At 36.0% G+C, this 20,497-nt stretch carries 32 protein-coding genes; 6 read left to right on the forward strand and 26 right to left on the reverse strand.

What is annotated here, in order from left to right; genetic code table 11:
* The first annotated feature begins 107 nt into the window (after positions 1-107).
* The 3 genes from J3495_RS17980 to J3495_RS19245 all read left to right on the forward strand — a co-directional run bounded on the left by J3495_RS17980 (position 108) and on the right by J3495_RS19245 (position 1,465).
* A complete protein-coding gene (locus tag J3495_RS17980) occupies positions 108-407 on the forward strand; it encodes a hypothetical protein (RefSeq protein ID WP_210668188.1) in 300 nt (99 codons plus the stop codon).
* Positions 408-488: 81 nt separating this feature from the next.
* On the forward strand, positions 489-1,013 hold the full coding sequence (locus J3495_RS17985) for a hypothetical protein (protein ID WP_210668189.1): 525 nt from the start codon (positions 489-491) through the stop codon (positions 1,011-1,013).
* 197 nt (positions 1,014-1,210) lie between these two features.
* A complete protein-coding gene (locus J3495_RS19245; protein WP_236025502.1) occupies positions 1,211-1,465 on the forward strand; it encodes a hypothetical protein in 255 nt (84 codons plus the stop codon).
* A 332-nt stretch (positions 1,466-1,797) separates the two neighbouring features.
* Here the strand turns inward: J3495_RS19245 and J3495_RS18000 are convergent, their stop codons facing one another.
* The 23 genes from J3495_RS18000 to J3495_RS18110 form a co-directional block, all read right to left on the reverse strand.
* Positions 1,798-1,992, reverse strand: coding sequence for a hypothetical protein (locus J3495_RS18000; protein WP_210668195.1), 195 nt, complete (start codon positions 1,990-1,992; stop codon positions 1,798-1,800).
* Between the two features lie 133 nt (positions 1,993-2,125).
* Entirely contained in the window at positions 2,126-2,728 is a 603-nt protein-coding gene (locus tag J3495_RS18005) for a KilA-N domain-containing protein (protein WP_210668197.1), read from the reverse strand.
* Between the two features lie 273 nt (positions 2,729-3,001).
* Entirely contained in the window at positions 3,002-3,514 is a 513-nt protein-coding gene (locus J3495_RS18010) for a hypothetical protein (RefSeq protein WP_210668199.1), read from the reverse strand.
* Positions 3,515-3,525: 11 nt separating this feature from the next.
* Positions 3,526-3,672 carry a hypothetical protein gene (locus J3495_RS18015; protein WP_210668202.1) on the reverse strand — a complete coding sequence of 49 codons (147 nt, stop codon included), beginning with the start codon at positions 3,670-3,672 and terminating at the stop codon, positions 3,526-3,528.
* Between the two features lie 73 nt (positions 3,673-3,745).
* Positions 3,746-4,168, reverse strand: a complete 423-nt coding sequence (locus J3495_RS18020; protein ID WP_210668204.1) for a hypothetical protein — start codon at positions 4,166-4,168, stop codon at positions 3,746-3,748.
* 108 nt (positions 4,169-4,276) lie between these two features.
* Entirely contained in the window at positions 4,277-4,528 is a 252-nt protein-coding gene (locus J3495_RS18025; RefSeq protein ID WP_210668206.1) for a hypothetical protein, read from the reverse strand.
* 22 nt (positions 4,529-4,550) lie between these two features.
* Positions 4,551-5,066 (reverse strand): hypothetical protein, encoded by a 516-nt coding sequence (locus J3495_RS18030; protein WP_210668208.1) that lies wholly within the window; start codon positions 5,064-5,066, stop codon positions 4,551-4,553.
* Positions 5,036-5,434, reverse strand: a complete 399-nt coding sequence (locus tag J3495_RS18035) for a DUF4406 domain-containing protein (RefSeq protein WP_210668210.1) — start codon at positions 5,432-5,434, stop codon at positions 5,036-5,038. The genes J3495_RS18030 and J3495_RS18035 overlap by 31 nt, the downstream gene beginning before the upstream one ends.
* A gap of 141 nt (positions 5,435-5,575) precedes the next feature.
* Entirely contained in the window at positions 5,576-5,908 is a 333-nt protein-coding gene (locus J3495_RS18040) for a hypothetical protein (RefSeq protein WP_210668212.1), read from the reverse strand.
* Position 5,909: 1 nt separating this feature from the next.
* Positions 5,910-6,212, reverse strand: coding sequence for a hypothetical protein (locus J3495_RS18045; RefSeq protein ID WP_210668214.1), 303 nt, complete (start codon positions 6,210-6,212; stop codon positions 5,910-5,912).
* A 2-nt stretch (positions 6,213-6,214) separates the two neighbouring features.
* Positions 6,215-6,706 (reverse strand): hypothetical protein, encoded by a 492-nt coding sequence (locus tag J3495_RS18050; protein ID WP_210668215.1) that lies wholly within the window; start codon positions 6,704-6,706, stop codon positions 6,215-6,217.
* Positions 6,707-6,714: 8 nt separating this feature from the next.
* Positions 6,715-6,903: a hypothetical protein gene (locus J3495_RS18055; RefSeq protein ID WP_210668217.1), complete on the reverse strand. Its 189-nt coding sequence runs from the start codon at positions 6,901-6,903 to the stop codon at positions 6,715-6,717.
* A 132-nt stretch (positions 6,904-7,035) separates the two neighbouring features.
* A complete protein-coding gene (locus J3495_RS18060; protein ID WP_210668219.1) occupies positions 7,036-7,194 on the reverse strand; it encodes a hypothetical protein in 159 nt (52 codons plus the stop codon).
* Position 7,195: 1 nt separating this feature from the next.
* Positions 7,196-7,399 (reverse strand): hypothetical protein, encoded by a 204-nt coding sequence (locus J3495_RS18065; RefSeq protein WP_210668221.1) that lies wholly within the window; start codon positions 7,397-7,399, stop codon positions 7,196-7,198.
* Positions 7,400-7,515: 116 nt separating this feature from the next.
* On the reverse strand, positions 7,516-8,226 hold the full coding sequence (locus tag J3495_RS18070) for a DUF3164 family protein (protein WP_210668223.1): 711 nt from the start codon (positions 8,224-8,226) through the stop codon (positions 7,516-7,518).
* Positions 8,223-8,489, reverse strand: coding sequence for a hypothetical protein (locus J3495_RS18075; RefSeq protein WP_210668225.1), 267 nt, complete (start codon positions 8,487-8,489; stop codon positions 8,223-8,225). The genes J3495_RS18070 and J3495_RS18075 overlap by 4 nt, the downstream gene beginning before the upstream one ends.
* Before the next feature lie 87 nt (positions 8,490-8,576).
* Positions 8,577-8,861, reverse strand: a complete 285-nt coding sequence (locus tag J3495_RS18080) for a hypothetical protein (protein ID WP_210668228.1) — start codon at positions 8,859-8,861, stop codon at positions 8,577-8,579.
* Positions 8,862-8,876: 15 nt separating this feature from the next.
* On the reverse strand, positions 8,877-9,521 hold the full coding sequence (locus J3495_RS18085) for a P-loop NTPase family protein (RefSeq protein ID WP_210668230.1): 645 nt from the start codon (positions 9,519-9,521) through the stop codon (positions 8,877-8,879).
* A gap of 2 nt (positions 9,522-9,523) precedes the next feature.
* Positions 9,524-10,369: an AAA family ATPase gene (locus J3495_RS18090; RefSeq protein WP_210668231.1), complete on the reverse strand. Its 846-nt coding sequence runs from the start codon at positions 10,367-10,369 to the stop codon at positions 9,524-9,526.
* A 15-nt stretch (positions 10,370-10,384) separates the two neighbouring features.
* On the reverse strand, positions 10,385-12,370 hold the full coding sequence (locus tag J3495_RS18095; protein ID WP_210668233.1) for a hypothetical protein: 1,986 nt from the start codon (positions 12,368-12,370) through the stop codon (positions 10,385-10,387).
* Between the two features lie 161 nt (positions 12,371-12,531).
* Complete coding sequence (locus J3495_RS18100) at positions 12,532-12,954, reverse strand: hypothetical protein (RefSeq protein ID WP_210668235.1); 423 nt, start codon at positions 12,952-12,954, stop codon at positions 12,532-12,534.
* A gap of 209 nt (positions 12,955-13,163) precedes the next feature.
* Entirely contained in the window at positions 13,164-13,724 is a 561-nt protein-coding gene (locus tag J3495_RS18105; RefSeq protein WP_210668237.1) for an antA/AntB antirepressor family protein, read from the reverse strand.
* Positions 13,708-13,902, reverse strand: a complete 195-nt coding sequence (locus tag J3495_RS18110) for a hypothetical protein (RefSeq protein WP_210668247.1) — start codon at positions 13,900-13,902, stop codon at positions 13,708-13,710. Before J3495_RS18110 ends, J3495_RS18105 begins: the two co-directional genes overlap by 17 nt.
* A 90-nt stretch (positions 13,903-13,992) precedes the next feature.
* Here J3495_RS18110 and J3495_RS18115 point away from each other — a divergent pair, with 90 nt between their 5' ends.
* Positions 13,993-14,409, forward strand: a complete 417-nt coding sequence (locus tag J3495_RS18115) for a peptidase S24 (RefSeq protein ID WP_210668249.1) — start codon at positions 13,993-13,995, stop codon at positions 14,407-14,409.
* 477 nt (positions 14,410-14,886) lie between these two features.
* Here J3495_RS18115 and J3495_RS18120 read toward each other — a convergent pair whose 3' ends face one another.
* Positions 14,887-15,048, reverse strand: coding sequence for a hypothetical protein (locus tag J3495_RS18120; protein WP_210668251.1), 162 nt, complete (start codon positions 15,046-15,048; stop codon positions 14,887-14,889).
* A 141-nt stretch (positions 15,049-15,189) separates the two neighbouring features.
* Positions 15,190-16,152 carry an HU domain-containing protein gene (locus J3495_RS18125; protein ID WP_210668253.1) on the reverse strand — a complete coding sequence of 321 codons (963 nt, stop codon included), beginning with the start codon at positions 16,150-16,152 and terminating at the stop codon, positions 15,190-15,192.
* Positions 16,153-16,402: 250 nt separating this feature from the next.
* Here J3495_RS18125 and dprA point away from each other — a divergent pair, with 250 nt between their 5' ends.
* Positions 16,403-17,503, forward strand: coding sequence for a DNA-processing protein DprA (gene dprA / locus J3495_RS18130; RefSeq protein ID WP_210668255.1), 1,101 nt, complete (start codon positions 16,403-16,405; stop codon positions 17,501-17,503).
* 460 nt (positions 17,504-17,963) lie between these two features.
* On the opposite strand, the gene trpS is transcribed toward dprA, so the two are convergent.
* Entirely contained in the window at positions 17,964-18,938 is a 975-nt protein-coding gene (gene trpS, locus J3495_RS18135) for a tryptophan--tRNA ligase (protein WP_210668257.1), read from the reverse strand.
* Positions 18,939-19,140: 202 nt separating this feature from the next.
* Between trpS and J3495_RS18140 the strand changes: the two genes are divergently transcribed.
* Positions 19,141-19,893, forward strand: coding sequence for a lysophospholipid acyltransferase family protein (locus J3495_RS18140; RefSeq protein WP_210668260.1), 753 nt, complete (start codon positions 19,141-19,143; stop codon positions 19,891-19,893).
* Positions 19,894-20,497: the final 604 nt, after the last annotated feature.

Consider the following 20,497-nt stretch of genomic DNA (forward strand, 5'->3'; position numbering starts at 1 on the left):
CTCATTTGGTATGGAATGACCACAACTCAGTAATATAAAGCTAAGTAATAATAGTATTTTTTTCATTTTTATCATTTTATATTAATTTTCAAAAGTAAGAAAACCGCTTGAATGACCTAGCGATTTTTTCACGATCTAATATTGAAAGTCTTGTAAAACACATTTCAAATGTAAATGACAAAGAGGCGGTTCGAGATATTGAAAAAATCATATCCAACTCTAAATTTACCGAAAGCAGGGCATTAGAGAACAAAGACCCGAAAAATTATGGCGCTAAAGTAGCAAGAGGTGTAGAAAGTTATAATTACTATCAATCAAAATGGAATGATATAGATGTTGAAATCAATATGGAAGTAATGAAAAACGGCTACGAACAACCGTATGCTATTCTATTCAACAAAAAATAAACGCTCCAAAATCAGGGAACCACTGCGATCGCGGATATAATTTTAAAGCGTTTACACTGCAAATATACAAAACTTTTTGATATGCAAGACTTTATAAAAAATATTCTCCAAGACATTCGAGTGGACTTAACCGACGAGTTTGACAAGAACTTTGAGCGCAAAGCCTTTTTTGACAAACCGTGGCCTAACACCAGTATTCCCAACCACAAAGGTAGTGTGATGATGCGCTCAGGCAAATTGCGCCGTTCTATTAAGGCACGAGAAACCAACAACGGCATTAGTTGGTCTAGTTCCTTGCCGTATGCGAGCTTGCAAAATGAAGGTGGGGAAGTGATTGTAACCGAAAAAATGAAACGCTTTTTTTGGGCGATGTTCTACAAAAGTTCTGGAGCTGTGACCAAAACCAAAAGCGACAGAAATGTAAGGCTATCACAGGAAGCCCAAATATGGAAAAATTTAGCCCTACAAAAAGTAGGTGCCAAAATGAAAATCAAACAACGTCAATTCATTGGCGACCATCCGCAAGTAAGGCAACGCATTGAACACGTTGTCGATTTGAATATGAAGGAACTCGAAAAAACAATTTTTAATAAATTAAAACGATGAGCAAGGCAGTTTTACAAAGTATTCAAACTATTCTATCCACTATTCCAGCACTTCGTTATGTGGACGAAGATTGGGGACAATTGGACGATTATAGTCCAAATCCTCCCACGCAGTTTCCCCTGGTGTTGATTGATATTGGAAACCTCCAATTTAGTGACATTGGCAAGGACAGAACCGCCACACCACAAAACCGCCAAATGGCAACGGGTACGATTGTCTTGAGTATTGCTAACCTGAAACTGACTAACACCAGCGCACGAGCTCCACAGCCTCAAAAAGACAAAGCGTGGTCTATTTGGGATATTGTAGAAAGTGTTCACGGAAAATTACACGGTGTAGCCGTTGGTGGTTCCGCAGGTGCTATGATGCGCACCAATATGCGAAAAGTAAAACGGGATGATGGAATTCAAGAGTATGAAGTGACTTATACTATTGGAATGACTAATGTTTAAAACAATCTCATTTGAATAGCAATAGCGTCCTCAATTTTTTTGAGTTCCGATGTTACTGGAGTGCAAAGCACTTCATAAAGAGTAGTTCTTGAAATTGGGTAAATTGGACAAATGTATTTGCGCCAAACTACGGTTGTAGGAATATCTTCGGTCTTGTGTTTTTGGTATAGTTCTTTGATAAGCTTGTAACGTAACAGCTTATTGCGTTGAACACCAAGGGAACGGTTAAGAGTGATAGACATATAAGCAAAAGTAAATAGTTTTTATCTATTGTGCAACACGAATTGATAGACAAAAAAAACCCACTTTTAAGGAGTGGGTTTTGATTATTTTTAGTTTACAAAAATAAACTTTTCTCTAGACATATCTTTAAGCTGGTGTTCTAGCCTTTCGACGTGCTTTTCTCTCAATTTTGAGATAGATTCTTTCATATCAAGCATTTCGCTTAAATGATTGATTTTTCGTTTATAATCATTAATATTCTCTTTAGAATTATCTTCGTCTTCAGGAAGGTTATATCGTATCATTGCACGCCTAATTTAGAGATTAAACTTAAACGCAATTCGTTGTCATCAATTTTATTTACTAATACCAACACCTTAACTAATTCAGAGGCGGTGTATCTATAACACAACTTGCCTTTTTTAATGATTACTTTTTTCATAACGCTAGAGATAATTGGTTAGTAGCATTTTTGTAGTTGTAATAACCTTGAAGTAAGTCAAAGTATTGAGCTGTTATGAAGTTGCGACCATAAATTTTAAAGAAATGTTCTGGAAACTTCGATTTTCGTTTACTTGTACTTCCTTTGATGCTTGCACCCATAGAAAGTAAGGATTCATTGTAGTTGTAAAGAAACTGCTGTTCGCAAATCATTGGTGTAACACCATTTTTTGCGGGAAGTATTAATGCTTGCTTGGTTAAAAGTTCTTTTAACTTCCTATTACAAGCCAAATAAAACTCTGGACTTAACCATTGAGCGAAAAACAAAGCCACATCTTCTTGAAAAAAAGTACCTTGATTTACCCCTCCTTGCCTAATCACTTGTAAATCAGCCGTGGCGCATATATGAGAAACGGAAACCACATTTACTAAGTCTTTGGCTTGCTGTGTTCTAAGCCAGTTATCTGGTTTTTTTGCTCTACCAAACGGTTTCGCCATCTGTGTGGCATTGACCATCATTTTGCCGTTGATTTCTTCAAAGGCGATTTGGTGACCGTGAAATTCCATCACTTCAACCAATGTTGTTTTTGTTGCATTCATCTTATTTGTCATTTAGATTGTATGCGAGTTCGCCGTCAGGTGTGACAAACCACTCTAGGAGAGGAATTATAGTCATTTCTGAACTAAGCACCTTGTGCGAACTCTTATCGTTAAATTTTTTTTCTAGGATTGCTCCTAAAGTGATTTGTCACGACAAACATACAAATTATTTTAATACTTTTGAATTATGAAGGAGTTTTTTAAAGAAATGGGTATTTTATTTTTATATGCAGCTGCTATGGCAGTTGTTTATATTGCTATTGTATTGTTTGGTCAATATTGTTTATCCGTCCAATGAATTATTTTTCCTTTGAAATCTTCGTTGAAGTACTCAAAGAATTCGGCAACGGTATCGAAGCCATCGTTTTGGGCGAGTTCTAGGATATTGCCTGTTATGATTAACTTATCGGCAAACTTAACCGTTGCAAAACTTTTACCGTCAATAAAAACTCTTACCATTAGCTTTCCAAACAGATCATACCATACAATCATAACTTTTTGAGTACTGACCACTGGCAGAACTGGGGCAAATCGAAACATATTTTTTTGACGCACATTAATAAAAAAATCAATCTTATTACCTTTTTTCCAGCGATCATTTTTGTCTTCACGAATGGTGTGGATTTTGGGGAAACATTCTTCGAGTTTGCCAATATCATAAGCATAACTGCTTTTATCTTTATCAATCGATAAAAGGGGTAATCCTTCTTGAATTAAACCACGGTCAATTTTCTCTACAAAATAAGTAGGCTTGTCTTTTATTTTTGTGCTAAATCCTAAAATCATAGTTGTTTTTATTAATTAATTTTAATACTTGCTTCCGCTAAAGATTCTTTCCAAAATTCAATAATCTGATCTATTGTAAAATTCAGTTCTAATAATTCCGAATTAAGGCTACTTACTTTTTGCCTTATTTTCATAGCCGCATATTTTGTATTTTCCATTTTGTTTGTTTTTAGTATAACGTTGGTTTGGCGACATTAAAACGATCGCCAAGCCTTTAGTTATAGGCAAGTGCTACATTTCGTTTTCAAAATCCAAAATCAACTGTTTGGATAAATTATTTGTAAATTTTTTTAATTCTATTTTATCAAATCTATAATCTATAATTTCACAAATAACTAAAGCGAAAGGGTCCTTTTCGTAGATTGCTTTTAAAAATCCATTTGAGTCATTTTTTTCTTTGTATTTGTCTAAGGTTTTAAAAAAAGCATCTTTTACCTCTCTTTTTTCTAACCTAATCGTAAAATCAACATCAAATGATTTATATTCATCCTGAAAATCACCAATAAAAGTCTCAAGACAATCACAATAAAGTAATTCCGAAAGCCTTTTGCTTCCTAGTTTTTCGCAAAACAAAAACAATGTTGCAATACTTAATTTGTCGTCTAAGTTTAATACATCTCTAGTCGTATCGTATATTATTTGTTCTATTTTCATAAGTTCGTTTTTTTTAATTACCCACACCAGCCTACAACAGCAGTCTTGAACTACCGCCGAATCTACGCAACCGCATAGCGGCAGGACAAGGCTGCAAAACGTTATCTGCTATGCGGTTGGAGTCGCTAAAGATTTCGGTTTTAAAATTAAAATCAAATAATTTTCTTCATTTTTCATTATTTCAATCATAGGCTTTTCATAACCTAAATAATTTGAACAAATTTCTAAAACCTGGAAAGGTATTTGATTGGATGATAAATCTTGTTTGTCTTTTGTCATAAAAAGAAAAAAAACAAAATCGTTTTTAATTACTTGAACAATTCCAATTTTTGATAATTGTTGAGTGATTTCTGTAAGCATTTTTTTTGATGTTTTTAGTCCGTTACTTATTTGTCAATTTACCTGCTAAATCTTTCAAAACAGGATTAAATACTTTCCCGACTTTCATTACTACTTGTGGGCGTTCATCTTCAAATCTTCTTTTATTGATGTAGGTGGCGAGGTGTAATTTAGCAATGCCCGGGTTTTTCTTTAAATACTCCAAATAATGTGGCACTTCAAGGAAACATTTGATCTGATCGGCTTTGGATAACTTTTTAAAGGTCTTTTCGGCATCGAATTTCGATACCTTATTGCCGTACATATTCCACAGGCTTTCGAAACTAAAATCGGCTTCGCCAACTTCAATAGTCAATTGTTTCAGGTCGTTTTGCCATTTTTTTATATGAGCTTCGAGATAAGGAAATTTTCCTTTGATGTACAACCAGTCGGAATGTCTCTCATTCAAGTCGCCAGCGAGGACATTAAAATGGATTAAAACACCGTTTAAATTATATTTAAACTGCCATATATCGCCACATTCTATTTTTACTGTATAAGTGGTTGTGAGTTGTTGCATAATCTTGCTTTTAAAACTTTTAAACCAAAAGAATCATAATTAAAAATCATCATATCCAAATCCTCAGCCAATTGGCGTTCTATTTGTGCGCCACGGCTCAATTGCCAACAGGGTAGGATTACTATTCCATCGCAATCGAGCATTGCTTTTAAACAGGTTTTCATTGCACTTTCCCAAGGTTCGGTGGAGTTGTTGACGACTACTATGGGATTGACCACTTCAAAGCCTAGCTTTTCGATGGTGGTTTGCGCTTCTTTGAATTTGATTACTACGTGGTGAAATGGTTCGTTGGTGATTTTGCCAGCGATGTATATTTTTTTACTCATACTTTTATTTAAACTTTGGTTTTCGTGAATCGTTGATTTCATCTTTTCAACAGGTATTTAATGGGTTTGGTGTGAGTGTGATTTTGAACTATTTCGATGGCTTCCTTTTTTAAACGAGTTTCCGTCTGGAATATGGTTTCTCTCTTTGTCAGCGGATTGATTTGTTTTTTGTTTCTGGGCATTTTAGACCATTTTTTGATTGATAAAATCCTTTATTTTATTAAGTGCAGTTTTGGATCGAACATCGTCGCAAGTGCCGATTAGTGTCATTATCAATTTTTCGGGCGCATAAGCTTCGTGATATTTTAGGGCAATGCTGTACTTTTTTTTGACATCAAAAAGCGTTTGATTGTCCCGGGCCGTTTCCCACTTTTTTTCAAACTTTAGAGCTACATCCCGGGCAATGCTTTTTAGCGTTAATTGCTCGCTGGTGGTCATACCGTAATATTCTAATGTAGCCAGTAATTTATTTACGGCTTGAAGTCCGTCAGCGTTGGTTTTTATGATTATTTTCATCTTAACATTCGGTTTTTGGTGGTTCAAGTTCTTTGCCACATTCGGCACAAACTAATTGAGTGGTTTCGCATCCGCATTCGACGGATATGGTTCTAATTTCGGCAATGTCGTGCAGACAAACCTCGATGATGCTACGAGTTTCCATTAATGACGTAGTCCGCTCAAAACTATCAAGGTCATTTTCCCGTTGATGATCTGCGTCAATAATATCTAATGCACTGCCAACGCCAACAAAAAGACCGATAAAAAAACATGCGCTAAGAAGCATCAGTCCGAACACTGCTATTACTATATTTTCTAACATAATTATTTGTATTTTGATTTAACAATTCCTTTAAATGCTTCGATAATTTTTGAAACCTCCCACGGTTCCATATTTTTGAGTGGCTTGTTTATTGGTGATTTGTCACTTTTCAAAAAGTCGCTCAGTCGTTCTATGTCGGCAACTTCGCCGTGTTTGCCATTTTCAGTCGTCCATTGCGCTGTTCGCATATAAGCTAGCAGGGTAAGGTGTTGACGGTTTTTACTGTCAAAATAGCCCCAGTTATCGCTCCCCTCTCCTTTGGGGAGGGGTTGGGGGTGGGGTTCTCCTGTTTGTTGCCTGATAACCTTGACGGCTTGTGCTTGTGTCAAACTTTTCAAACTCGTGCGGTTCACATCGCCAGTTACCCATTGCACCCACTCCTCTTTCATACCGACATTCCATTGACAATTACGGTTTATGGTATTGATTTGATGGGTTGTAATAGGCAAATCGTCGCCGTAGATTACGGGTGGTTTTGTTTTAGTTTTTGTCATCTCTTCGCTTATAAAGATTCGTTATGTGCATAAGCTAAATTTCTCAAATCCATCGCTTTTTCTTGAAAATCTTCACTAGGATGAGCCATAGTATGGTTTTGCTGTTTTCTATCTTCATTAGCGGATTTCATTCCTTCTATTTCTGCCTGAACGGCTAGAATTAGCGCAAGTCTTTTTGTGTTATAATAATCTTCCATTTTGTTTATTTTTGTTAATATTCCTTTATTGTGTAATAATCGCTATTATTACGTATTTGTTTAATATTGCTCCCGTGACGAGATTCGAACTCGCAAAAGCCATTTTCACACGGGAAACCAAATTAACTAACCTTATTTTTCTAAAATTTTAACATCAAGAATCCGACTATACTTTTCGTTCAAATCGATGAGTTTTGCAACTTCAACTATTTCTGAACGTTTTTCTAAATAGTCATTCAGAAGTGCGTGTGGTGCGCAAATCCATTTTTCATAAATTACTAGCACAGTCACTTTACTTCGTTTTAAAAGTTGACTTGGTGTGTTTTTTGAATCTCGGGTTATTGATGACCGTATTCTCGTAATTTCGAAAAGCGTTCCATTCCATTGTGGACATTCCGGTTTTGCTTTCCCAACGTCCGTTTTGGTCTTTATACACCGTGTGGCCGTTTACGTTATACCTTTTGTGATCCTCGAGGGGCAGTATCGTTATGTTCATAGTCTTGCATTTGTTTAAAAAAAGTTCTAATCTTGAACCTAAGCCACTCAATGTAAGTGGCTATGTCTTTTCCGTTGAGTACAGCCAGTAAGATTACCAGCAGTACTATAATTCCGTTACTCGACTGCATCGGTTGGTATTTTTTCGCTAAAAAAATCAAACTTATAATTGGCAGAAAAACCAACAGACGACATAGACAACGGTACAGGTGTTTTAGAACCATCTTCATTAATTAAAGCGGCTTCGATAAACCACGACGAACGGACAGGCTTGTAACTAGCGGCAATGATTGCCACGCCATCTATAAATTCCTCGTCTTTAGAATCGGCAGCGGCTTTTTGCAGCTCCAGAACCCGTGAGCCTTTCAAATTGCCTTTTGCATCTTTTTTGAGCATATTAAAAAGCATTGACACTAAAGTGGCGGTTTCCTCGTTTTTTGACAATGACGATAAGTAGTTTTCGACTTTCTGAATTCCAGCCGTTACGGTATCATCCCAGCCTTCGTTGATTCTATACCCGATTTGAATTTCTTCCTTATCGGTTGAAAAGGTGTGTGACTGCTGTTTTTCTTTCAGGCCATAGACTTGGTTTTTCAAGTCCAAAATATCCTCGAAATATTTGAAAGTAGCGGTTTTGGCGGCACTGATTACTTCCGAGGCAGCACAGAGTTGAAACATTGCTTTGGGCACAGTTTCGAGTACTAATGCTTTGTAGGCATCACGGTCTTGGTCTTTTTTGGATTCTAATTTTGCCAATTGTTCTTTTAATTCGGCGGCTGTAAATGCGGTGATTGGCTTTACTGGTAATTCTTGAGTTTCTGTGTTCATAATTCTTCGTTGTTTTTAATTTTTGTTAGTGTGAAGGCTATTCTTTTTTCTATTTTTTCCGATACTTGGTAGTATCGCTTTTCGGCTTCGGGCGTGTCATTGTTCGACTGTGAGAGTAGGGAACCTCGCTCCTGATTAATCAACATCCTTTCGTAAACCGAGAACACGGCGGAACGTCCCCATTTTTCTTGTTCCGAACAGTATTCGAGCACAGAAAGTAAGTCTTGCTCTCGCTGGTTTTGGATTTTTTCGCGAATTTTCATTTAGTTGAAATAATACACGGGCGTGTGGGTTACTAATAGGTTAGAAAATTCCTTGTTTCGCTTAATTTTCTCTAGCAATGCTTTAGGTTACCTAATCATCATCTGGGCGGTGCAAGCTTTGTAATGTGCTAACAGGTGGTCGGGTTGTGGTGGGATTACATTGACAATTTTCAAAAAGTGAAGCTCACATTTGCCATACTCCATCATAAACCACTTGTTGATGCTGGAATTTGCCAACAGCTGTTGTACTACACTCGGGTATTGACCGTAATGTTCGCACCATTTCATAATAGCCAGCAATAGGCGGTCTTCGTATTCTTCTGTTGACCATTGCAGGTAGTCTTGAATTTGGTTTTGTGTTGTTGTTTTCATATCTGTTGTTTTTTGTTATCCTTTTTGTAAAATTTTAGACATTTTTTGGCTATATCCCTCCTGCCATATTACTCGGGATTCATAGGCTTCAAATCGGTTTTTAATAATTTCGGCATTGTAATTCTCTACTTTTACTACTATGTCTGCATCAAACTTAATATCGTCGGCTATTGCTCCTTTAAGCTTGTCTCCATCGGCTGCCGAAATCCAAATAAAGGTCGTGTCCTTGAACTGGCTTATGAATTCAAAATAATGCTCGCTTCGCATTTTCCTAAAAAAGTATTGAACGGAATCAATGACTACTATTTTGGCTTGGCGTTTTTGGCTTAATCTAGCTGTTAATTGTGGTACCAATTCTTGATGATAATTGAATCCAGAAACACCTTTCATATTGTTTCGTTTTAAAGCCATTTGAAACCCTTTTTTCATTCCCTCTTCCGAAGTGTTGTAATGTACTTTTTGACCTTGTTGACACATCTGCTTTACCGCTTGCAAAACATAAGAGGTCTTGCCGTGACCCGAACCTCCAAAAACTAACCAATGACTATTGCCTAATTGCGGTTCGCCTAAATGTGATTTCCATTCGTCTGCTGTTTTGATGGTTTTAAACTTAATTTTCTCAATGTCTTCATAACTGTAGGCTCTGGGTACTTTTTGCATTTTTAAGCCACTTTTTTATGATTTAGGAAATAACTCTCGACATCTTGTTTTACTCGCCTTAAATCGCCCTCGCAGTTGCTGTATATGATTTCAATTCTTTCGGAATCCTGCAAGCCGTTTTCTTGGCAGATTTTGGCAACATCATCCAGTACTAGTGGTTTCAGTTTTAAAAACTTTCGACCTATTCGGGACCATAATTCAAAATATCCTGAACGATCAGCTTTAACGCCTCGCTTGATTCTTTTTTCGAGTGCAGGAACTCCTGAGAGTAAAAAACCACAATGCCCCACTAGATCATTGTAGAAGTCAATAAAGAAATCCATTGAGCCGTCTTTCAGTTTGTCCATTTGGTCAATGATTACTAGCGGTTTATCCAATCCACTCAAATGATCTATGAAACGCTCCACTAAATCCTCGGTAGTTCCGAAATCGTCTAATCCGCAGGCTGTAACCAAGGCTTTGGCATAACTTTTTGACTTCCAGAAGGTTTTACATTCTATGTAAATCACATTCGGCAATGTGCTGGCGATTAACTTGTAGGTTTGGCTTTTTCCTGCTCCAGCATCGTACGAAATCCCGAAACTGATTGATTTTTCTTTAGCTTTTTCGGCGTGGCGATAGATGTATTCCAGATTGGTGGTTTGGGCGGTTTTCCAATCCAACTCAATGCGAAGCTTCACTTTTACTTTCCTCCACATTTCGTCTTTAATCAATGCCCAATTCTCGTTTATCATTTGGCTAATCGTTGCCGATGATACACCTGCTTTGGTAGCGACTTTGTTTTGCGAAGTCAATGCGCATAGGTGTTTGATTTCTTTTACTATCTGATGTTTTTGTTCTGTGGTCATTGTTGGTTTTTTAGGTTAAAAATCGTACTCTTGATTTACGGCTTCGGTTATTAATTGCTCTACTTTGGTCATATTTCCGCCCATTTTTATCATTAGGTCGGTATCTTCTATCAATGACTGGCGGTTTATTCCTGTTCTGTCTTCTAGGGCTTTGAGTTCTCGCTGTGTGCGTTCCAGTTCTAATTTTCGAACTTGCATATCAGCGTGCCAACTTTCTTTTTGTCCTTCTTTCATCAAGGCAGGTATGTTTTGATGTTTCCGTTTCGGTTCTGCATTGGCCACCCAAACAAAATTTCCTTTTTCGTCCTTGTCATAGAGTTGAACATAACCATCGAGAAAATCAGGATCATAGCGGACTTTAAATTTTTTGCCGATGTTTTTGTATCTAAAATCAAGGTCAACCGCTCCCGTTTTGTCATAAACTTCAAACTCGTAATCTTCGCCTCCAATTTTTAGATACATTCCGCTTGATTTGTATGTTACTAGGCGTTTGGTTTCCTCGATCCACATTTTATCCATAATATCCCAGAGCGTTAGCGGTTCTTGCATTGGCATTTGATGTTGATAGACTTCGTTTCGTGAAGCTTCAAATTTGGGATGTTGTTTAGAGTTCCAGATATTGACAGCCGCTTGCCACGCTTTTTGCAATTCCTCTACGGTTTTCAAATGATCTTTATTTTCGAGGATAAAATCAACGTTCATCTTGTTGTCATCACGCCTTACCGTTACTCCTTGACCGTCAGAAAACCAAAATTTGGTAATTACTTGCTGTTGGAATCGTTGAAACAACTGTTCGGACGGGTTAGAGTGGTTTCTCGCTTTATTCGGGTGGTGCGTTCCGTGTCCTTCAACTGCCATCAATGAATCATAAAGCGATTGCATTCTGTCCATTTTGTGTCCTCCTTGATGGTCATAAGTGAGGTAATAAGGACGACATTGCGACTCATTGACTGCCATTTTGATAGCTTTGAAGTGTTCGATATGGCTTTCTGTAAAGGATAAATCCCATCCTATTATCTTTTCGCTGTACACATCAAACATCACATCAATTTTGAGTTTTGCGCCCATTTTATTACTTGAATCATCCCAGTAATGTATCCAATCCAGTTTAGTACCGTCAATCGCCCAATAAGCGTTAGGAAACCAGTCCGAGCGATCTCTCGTGATGGTGTGTTTGTATTTTTTGTTGTAGGCACTCAATCCGTGGCGTGCCAATGTCCAGATGCGCTCCTGTTCTGGCTGATATAACCAGTTGTAAATGCCCTGCTCGGTCAAATCTTTCCAACCTCGCTTGATGGCTTCTTTATCGTAATCGGCTAAAACTTCTGGAATAGACATCTTATTTGGCAAGCAATATTTTGCAAGTAGAAAATCGGCTATTTCGTCTTTGATGATTTGAGCATTTTTTTGGCCTTCGCCTTTGTGCAAGAATACTTCGTAACCATTTTTTTGGTACTCTTCATACTTCGCTTTTAATCTTCGTGGGTTTCCTGGTAACGAGAATGTCCATCTTTTAGGATTGATACCGTTAACGGCTATGCTTACTTCATTCCAAACCATTGTGCTTTTAGTTCCGAATGCTTTTTTCTTCAATTTAGGACCATTAAACAACATTTGAATGCCGTTTAAAATCATTGCATTGGTGGCTTTCTCTCGTTGGTCTTCGTCAGATAATGGACGCCCATTTGGCTTGCGGTGTTCTGCAAAAAAACGAGCTGCTTTTACATCTGGAAGTATATAGGCTTCGAGTTGGTTACGCACAATGACATCTTTAGGGTTTTTGAGATTTTCTACACATACTTTCTTGAAATCTACACCCTGATGTACTGGCAAATCGTGAAAGCTTACGAAAGGTTCGTTTCCTGGTCCACGTCCTTCTTTGGTACGGACTAGTTTTCCTCGATGGCATAAATTCAAATAATTTGTGTATGTAATCAATCCCCAATCCTCGTAAAGAAGTTTAGCGGGTATGGATAATGTGTTGTTATGGTATTCGTACATATTCAATTTTGAATTATGAGTTATGAATTGGTTCCCGCCGTGGTGTCGAAACCACGTACCGATTGCTATCGGCACCGTGGCGGGATTTTCACTATATTTGAAACATCTAACCTTTTAAAATAATAGTGATATGGGTGTTACTTATACAGTATCTATAGTCTTTAGAAATTATAACCATCGTCAGAAGATTGCCGACCGCTACGAGATGATTTCCAAGCTTTATAAGTTAGATTGCAACCTGATTGATGGTGTTCATTGGTGCGAGTTGTCTCAAGAAAAGATTCCTTCATTACAAATAAAGCTGTCAAAGGAATTTCGACGTCCTTTAAATTTTCATTACGTATTAAATATTCTTCAAGCTGATGTGCAGCTTCAAAAAAGTTTGTCTTGGCTTGAAGAGATTCATTTGAATTTCGAGGATCGATTGATTCTGTAGCAGGAAAAACAAAAGAATGGCTATTTATTATTTTGTTTAGCTTGCAAAATACCTTTTCGGTAAATTTTTTAGATATTTTTCCTTTTTTTCCGGTCACCTCGATGCTGTCGGTTATCCGATCTATATTGATATTGATTGTCGGTTTCATAACTACAATTTTTTTGGTTTACTAAATTCTATATTGGTCACGCCTCTACCGTTAAGGGTGTGCATTTCGATTACTTCGGTTGTGAAATCTTCGTTCACGTGGTGGATGATTTTAGTTGTCATAATTTTTCTTTTAAAAGTTGGTTTAATTCCTCAATGGTCTCGGCGGTACATACAGCATCGTCAAAGAAGTAGTCTAGTGGTTTCATATTAGTTCAATTGATTAATCATAGCTTGGGTATTGACGCCTATTGTTTTTTTGTTTGCGAGTGCTTTTTCAAAAACCGCTTTGATAACCTCGGGGCGTCGAGAACTACCATAAAAAATATTCCGAACCGCATCATAGGTAAAACCGTTCTCTAGGGCAATAGCCTTCATATCGCCTTTTCGCAATTGTTGCTTCATTAGCGATAATAGCGTGAGGTGTTGGTGGTTTTTGTCCAGCATTACCGGTTGTGGTGTTTTGGCTTGTTTCTCGATGGCTATGAAATAACGGCGGGCTTGCTTGCCTTTGTCGTTTGCCTCTACCATAGCAAGTTCTTTGGCAGTGTCGATTTTCAAGGCATATTCTTTGAGTGGTCTGCCACCTTCGGGGTTTTTGATAAAATTATCAAAAACCTCAAAGTCTTCATTTTCAATTAGTCCGTATTTGTCAATTCGGTTTTTAATCCAAGAAGCAAATTCCTGCCTGCTTTCTACAAAAATGTGTAATTCTCTAGCCGAAACTACTTTAGTGCCGTTGTTTTCTGTGATGTTAATTAGTTGATTCATTGATTGTCGTGTTTGTTGTTATTTCTAGTTGCATTAGTTCCAAAGCTCTCTTGCGTATGGCCTCGGCTTTGTCAGACAAAAACACATACTGAAGACTCATATTGATGGTCTGGTAGGTAACATCAAATTCTTTGGCAATTTGTTTCTTCAAATCGGGATGCAGTCTTATTTTTTTCATTACTTTGTTGTTTGAATTTTGTTATGCAAATATAATAGCTAATTTTCTATTAAAACAAATATATACGAGTAAATTTTCAATTATTTTACAATGATACAGGATAGAATATTGCAGTTTATTGAATACAAAGGTATTACTAGGTATAAATTTTACCAAGTGACTGGACTTTCTAATGGATTTTTAGATAAAAAAGGCAGTATTGGAGCTGATAAATGCGAGATAATTTACTCTTATTATTCAGAAATTAATCTTGAATGGCTTATCACTGGTCAGGGCGAAATGCTTAAGAGCCCGATTATAAAAGATGTTGTTGTAGAGGATTCGGGTACAATAGCTATGCAATCCCAATTGTTGGCGGCAAAAGATAAGATTATCGAGGGTTTAGAGTTTAAAATAAAGACATTAGAAAAGGAGTTGTCGGAAATGAAATATACCAAGAGCGAACCCATTATTTATACACGTGTGGCTGAACCAGCACCTAAACTGATTAAAAAAGAAACTAAATAACTAAATTTCAGTACTTTAATGTTTATTACTATTTAAAAATCGTGTCGTTTCACACTACTTATAGAACTGTTTTTGGTACTTGTGTGTAGTATATGTGTTGTTTCATAGTATTTATAAGCATTGTTTTTTAATGCTTTTTGACAATGTATTTGACAATCTATTTGATAATGTATAGTGTTTTTTACCTAAATAGCTGTTTTTGTCATTTGTCATCATCGGGCATAAAAAAAGCCCTCGTAATTGGGGCTTTTGGTGGGTGTAAATATGGCTTTATGCGTTGCAAATAGTAGTTTTGTGGGTAGTTTTACCCTGTAATGGTAGTTCATTGCTTATATGGGTAATTTATGGTGTTTTAAACGGTAGTATAATGGTAGTTAATGGTGGCAAAAAGTACATTTTAATATTTCAGCCTTTTTGGGGTTGTCTTGGTCTAAAGTGTTGGTTTTATTGGCTTTTTTGCTCTTTTTTCGACCTTTTTTATATTAGTATTATTGTACAATTCATTAAGTAGCCCCTATTAGATTGCTCTTTAGCTAGTTTAATCTCAACATTTTCGGTTTGTGCACCACTTTGTGCAAAATTTTGTTGAGAGAAAGTAAGCAGAAATAAAATAAAAAGAAGGTTTAATGTAGTTTTCATATTTGTTAATTTTTTTATTGTTTTAGGGGATTCTTCAAAACAAAAATAGGACTATTATGTGTTGATACTCCTATTTTTAAAACATTTAACTTTTATAGAAATAAAAAACCCCATTCTAAAAAGAATAGGGTTTATGATATTTTATAAAGACTGGACTAAAATCCATGCGTCTGGATTCTCTCCTTTATGAATTTCTTTTTGTGCTTTTTCGGCTTCAGCCATAGTAGCATAACTTCCGTACAAAACCGGGTAAAGACCATGTTTGTTCTCACCAAGCATTCTGGCAGGAAAACCATCTTTTATCAGTTGATTGTATGCTTTTTTTGCGTTGGCTTCGCTTCTAAACGCGCCAGCAATAATGTGATACGGCATTTTTTCTTCTGTAGCTACAACAACTGTTGCGGTATCAACAGCAAGGGTTACCGCTGGTAAAGGATTCTGGATAAAAAAGGTGGCTTCTTGTATTTTGCTTTCTACCTTTTTTTGCACTTTACTCTCTACAATAAGTGTTTGCGTCGCAATCTGATTTTGATACAAAGGATATCCTATACTTCCTGTAATCCCTAGGCCTAAAATAAAAATTGCTGCATATCTTAAGTAAGGTCGGGAAGATCTTGTCTCTTCTTCGTGCTCCTCGATGTTTTGCGTTTGCTCTAATTTTTCTAACTTTCTCTCAAAAATTTCCCTCTTTACAAGAGGAGAAACAAACGGACTCAAACCAAAAGAACTTGTTTGGTAATTGTTTTGGTCATTTGGAGTAAACACTAGGTTTTTATCTGCGTTTAAACGAATTTGGCCAATATTTTTTATAGTTAAAACCTCTTGTTCTTCAAGTGCTTTTTTCCAGTTCAAAACTTCAAAAGCAATAGCACTTACAGCAAAGCCGTAAGATGTTTTTTCAGTTTGAGCAATATGATTTGCCAGCAGACCATCGTTGTTTTTGATCTTGCTATTAAACGAAATCATTTTTTTAGGCGGAGAAAACGTATTTGTTGACTGATTTAGCTGAGACGACTGCATTTCTGTCAAAAATGCTCCGAATCCTGGAACCGTTACACACTGATAACGATACAATAACTGTGCTATATAAATTTCAATTTTCATAGTAACAAAGTTATGCAACGAATATAGTTATCAAGATTTTATTCACAATTTTTATTAACAATCGTACAATCGACTTAAAACACTTATTTATAAGTAATTAGTGTAATTCCTTTTTTAGTGTAATTTAAGTAAATTGTCTTTTATCTTTATTTTTAACACGAATTAACTTTAAATTTACTATTTTGCACCTTATTATTTTTTTATAGAAAGCATTTTTTTTCTAATAAAAGGACAAAACATTTCAATTTTTATGTCTGATCAGGAATTATTTTATTTATTGGCTTTGCTTCGTGTCGAAGGTGTTGGAGATATTATGGCCAAAAAATTATTGTTTCATTTTCAAAATGCACAAGCAGTTTTTAATGCCACGAATGCGCAAATAGCGGCCATTGATGGTATTGGAGCAGTTTTACTAAAAAATTTCAAGAGCAAAACTATTTTCGAAAAAGCCAATGCCGAACTAACATTCATTAAATCAAATAATATAAAGGTTGCTTTTTTTCAAGACGAGCATTATCCAGAACGTTTAAAACATTGTTACGATGCACCCGTTTTAATTTTTACCGCTGGAAATATTGATTTAAAAAATAAAAAGATAATCAGTATAGTGGGCACTCGACAAATTACGTCGTACGGAACGGAATTTTGCAAAAAACTTATCGAAGATTTGGCACCATTGGATCCTGTTATTGTGAGTGGTTTTGCGTATGGAGTTGATATCGTGGCACATCAGTTGGCAATCGAAAACGGTTTGCAGACCGTCGGAGTTTTAGCCCACGGTTTGAACCAAATTTATCCAAAAAACCATAAAAAATACATGGCTAAAATAGAGGAAAACGGCGGATTTATTACTGAGTTTTGGAGTTCGACCAATCCTGATAAAGAAAATTTTGTACGCAGAAACCGCATTGTTGCCGGAATGTCCGAAGCCACAATTGTGATAGAATCTGCTGATAAAGGAGGTTCGCTCATTACGGCCAATCTGGCCAATGACTATAATCGAGATGTTTTTGCAGTGCCAGGTCGCGTTACCGACAAGTACAGTCAGGGCTGTAATAATTTAATAAAAATCCAGAAAGCAAATGTGCTCACAAGCGCTGCCGATCTGATTTATATTCTCAATTGGGATATCGAAAAAAAGACGAAACCCATTCAGAAACAGTTGTTTGTAACTCTTGAACCAGAGGAACAAAAAATATATGATTTTCTGATAAAAAACGGCAAAGAATTACTGGATAGTATCGCGCTCCAATGTGATTTCCCAATTTTTAAAATCTCAGGAATGCTGCTGAATATGGAGCTTAAAGGTGTGATTCGTCCTTTGCCAGGGAAGTTGTTTGAGGCAATTTAGAATTGAAAATATTTATAAAAAATAAAATTATTGAGATCACACATAAAGTCATATTCACAATAAAATTTTCGAAATACATTAAAGAGAGGCTCAGTATGATAATTTCAAAATGAGCAATTGAAACAAAATAATTTGTCTTTCGACGAAGGAGAAAAAGGATCAAATATCCAATGATAAAGAGAATTTGGGAAAAAGCAAAAACTAGAGCCGTGATAATTATCTGATGTGAAATATCGTATGCAAAGCCAACAGTTTTATTTATTGCGAAAGATTGCTCATCACCAAATAAAGAGGCCAATATAAAGCCAAATCCAAAAAGGATTATTAAGAGAAGAAAAAGATATTTGGTGAATAATTTTCTCAATTTTTAAAATAGCTTTTGAAAATGGAATTATGAATAGAAATTTTAAACAACAAACCTAACAGGTTTTTAAAGCCTATTAGGTTTGCTTATGCTTTGTTATTTTCCAAACCCTAATTTCTCACGAACTCTGTCTAAAACTTCTGTCGCAACAGCAGAGGCTTTTTCGGCACCTTTTTTCAAAAGTGCGTCAACTTCTTCAAGGTTATTGATGTAGTAGTTGTATTTTTCTCTTTCGGTTTTAAAAGTTTCTGTAATCAGTTCAAACAAAGCTTGTTTGGCGTGACCGTAACCGTAATTTCCGCCCAAATAATTGGCTCTCATAGTTGCAATTTGAGTTTCATTTGCCAAAAGCGAGTAAATAGCAAAAGCATTGCAAGTGTCCGGATTTTTTGGTTCTTCAAGTGGTGTACTATCGGTTTCGATACTCATCACTTGTTTGCGTAACGCTTTGTCATCCAGAAAAATATTGATAATATTATTGGCCGATTTACTCATTTTTCCACCGTTTGTACCAGGAATTAACATACTGTCTTCTTGAATTTTAGCTTCAGGAATTACAAATGTTTCGCCCATTTGGTGATTGAATCGCGAAGCGACATCACGAGTGATTTCTAAATGCTGCAATTGGTCTTTTCCAACGGGAACGAATTCTGCATCATACAACAAAATATCTGCGGCCATCAACATCGGGTAGGTAAAAAGCCCCGCATTGACATCGTCCAGACGGTCAGATTTATCTTTGAAGGAATGTGCCAAAGTCAGTCGTTGAAACGGAAAAAAACAGCTCAAATACCAAGTCAATTCGGTAGTTTGAACTACATCAGATTGTCTGTAAAAAGTAACTTTGTCAGCATTTAATCCGCAAGCCAGCCAGGCCGCTGCCGTACTATAGGTGTTTTCGCGTAATGTTTTACCGTCTTTTATTTGCGTAATCGAATGCAAATCAGCGATAAACAAATAAGATTCGTTTGCCGGATTATTCGATAATTCAATTGCAGGGATAATTGCGCCCAATAGATTGCCTAAGTGTGGCGTGCCAGTACTCTGGACACCAGTAAGTATTTTTGCCATTCTCGTTTTTTTCTTAACCGCAAAGATTGCAAACTTTTTTACAAAATCTGCTACGTTTAGTTTTTTCTTGACCACAAAGTTCGTGAAGTTTTCCGCAAATTTCTTAGTGTTTTTAAACTTTTATTCCTTCAGAATTTTAAATTTTGTAAATTCTAAGGTTCGAAAATTCTAAATTCATTTCTGTTTTCTTACATTTGAATCCATGAAAGGAATTAAAATTATTTTTTGGATTATCTGGCGCATTTGGTTTTACGTCTTAATGGCCATCCCGATATTGCTAATGCTGCCATTTTTATTGGCCTCGATTATCACCGAAAGCGGTTACCCATATTTCTTTAGAATGGCCAGAATCTGGGCAAAAATCATCCTTTTCGGAATGGGTTTTTATTATAAAATCGACCGTGATGAAAGGTTAGAAAGAGGGAAAAGTTATATGATAGTGGCCAATCATACCTCTATGACAGATATTATGCTGATGTTGGTGCTGGTAAAAAATCCATTTGTTTTTGTGGGAAAAAAAGAACTTTCTAAGATCCCTCTTTTTGGATTTTTCTACAAAAGAACCTGTATTTTGGTCGATCGAAATTCTTCAAAAAGTAAAAATGAAGTTTTTAAGCGAGCACAAAGTCGCTTAAATCAAGGCTTAAGCATTTGTATTTTTCCTGAGGGAGGAGTTCCGGATGACGAAACTATTTTGTTGGATGAGTTTAAAGACGGTGCTTTTCGTCTCGCAATTGAGCATCAAATACCGATCGTTCCTGTGGTTTTTGCAGATAATAAAGAACGTTTTTCGTATACGTTTATGAGTGGAAGTCCAGGAAAAATGCGGGTTAAGGTTTTACCATTTATAGCTACCAAGGATTTGAGCAGCGAAAACAGAAAAGATCTTCGAGATCAAGTAAGACAATTGATTTACAAACAGTTACTTGTTTTTAAAAAGGAAGATTTAAAATAAAAAAAACCGTTAGACTTAAAAAGCTAACGGATTTTTTTTGATTAAAAGTTGTTTTTTGATATCTCAAGAATTTAACGGTGAATTATTTTTTGAGAAATAAATCGCATCACTATTCTTAAAGTTCTTTTTGTTTTTTTGCGGTTTTTGTTGAATAACAGTTCCATTTTTTCTTTCATTTCTAAAACATTTATAGTTTATAATAAAGCGTTTTTTCGAACTCAGGTTAGTTACTACTATTTAGATGGTTTAATAATCAAAAGGTTGCGTAAAAAAAGTGTTCTTTTAGAGGATAAAAAATCCGTTAGATATAAAAGCTAACGGATTTGATCAAAAACAACCAACCTAAATCAACCTAATTCTATAATAAAATCTGCAAAATCGGTTACTTCATGGCAAAATAACCTTCAAGATTTTAACCTAGTTATTATAAAGATGAAGGTATTTAGAAAAGGTTGCGTCAATTGTGAAAAAAAAAAGAAAACCCGATAAGTTGAACTGCCCCCAAAAAGTTAGACACTATTTGGGGGCATTTTTATGGAAAAAAGAGGAAAATATGATTATGAGTTTAAGCTTGGCTGTATAAATAAAGTTTTAAAAAACAACA

Origin of the sequence: Flavobacterium geliluteum (assembly GCF_017948595.1) — a bacterium.
In the GTDB taxonomy this organism is placed as follows: domain Bacteria; phylum Bacteroidota; class Bacteroidia; order Flavobacteriales; family Flavobacteriaceae; genus Flavobacterium; species Flavobacterium flavipigmentatum.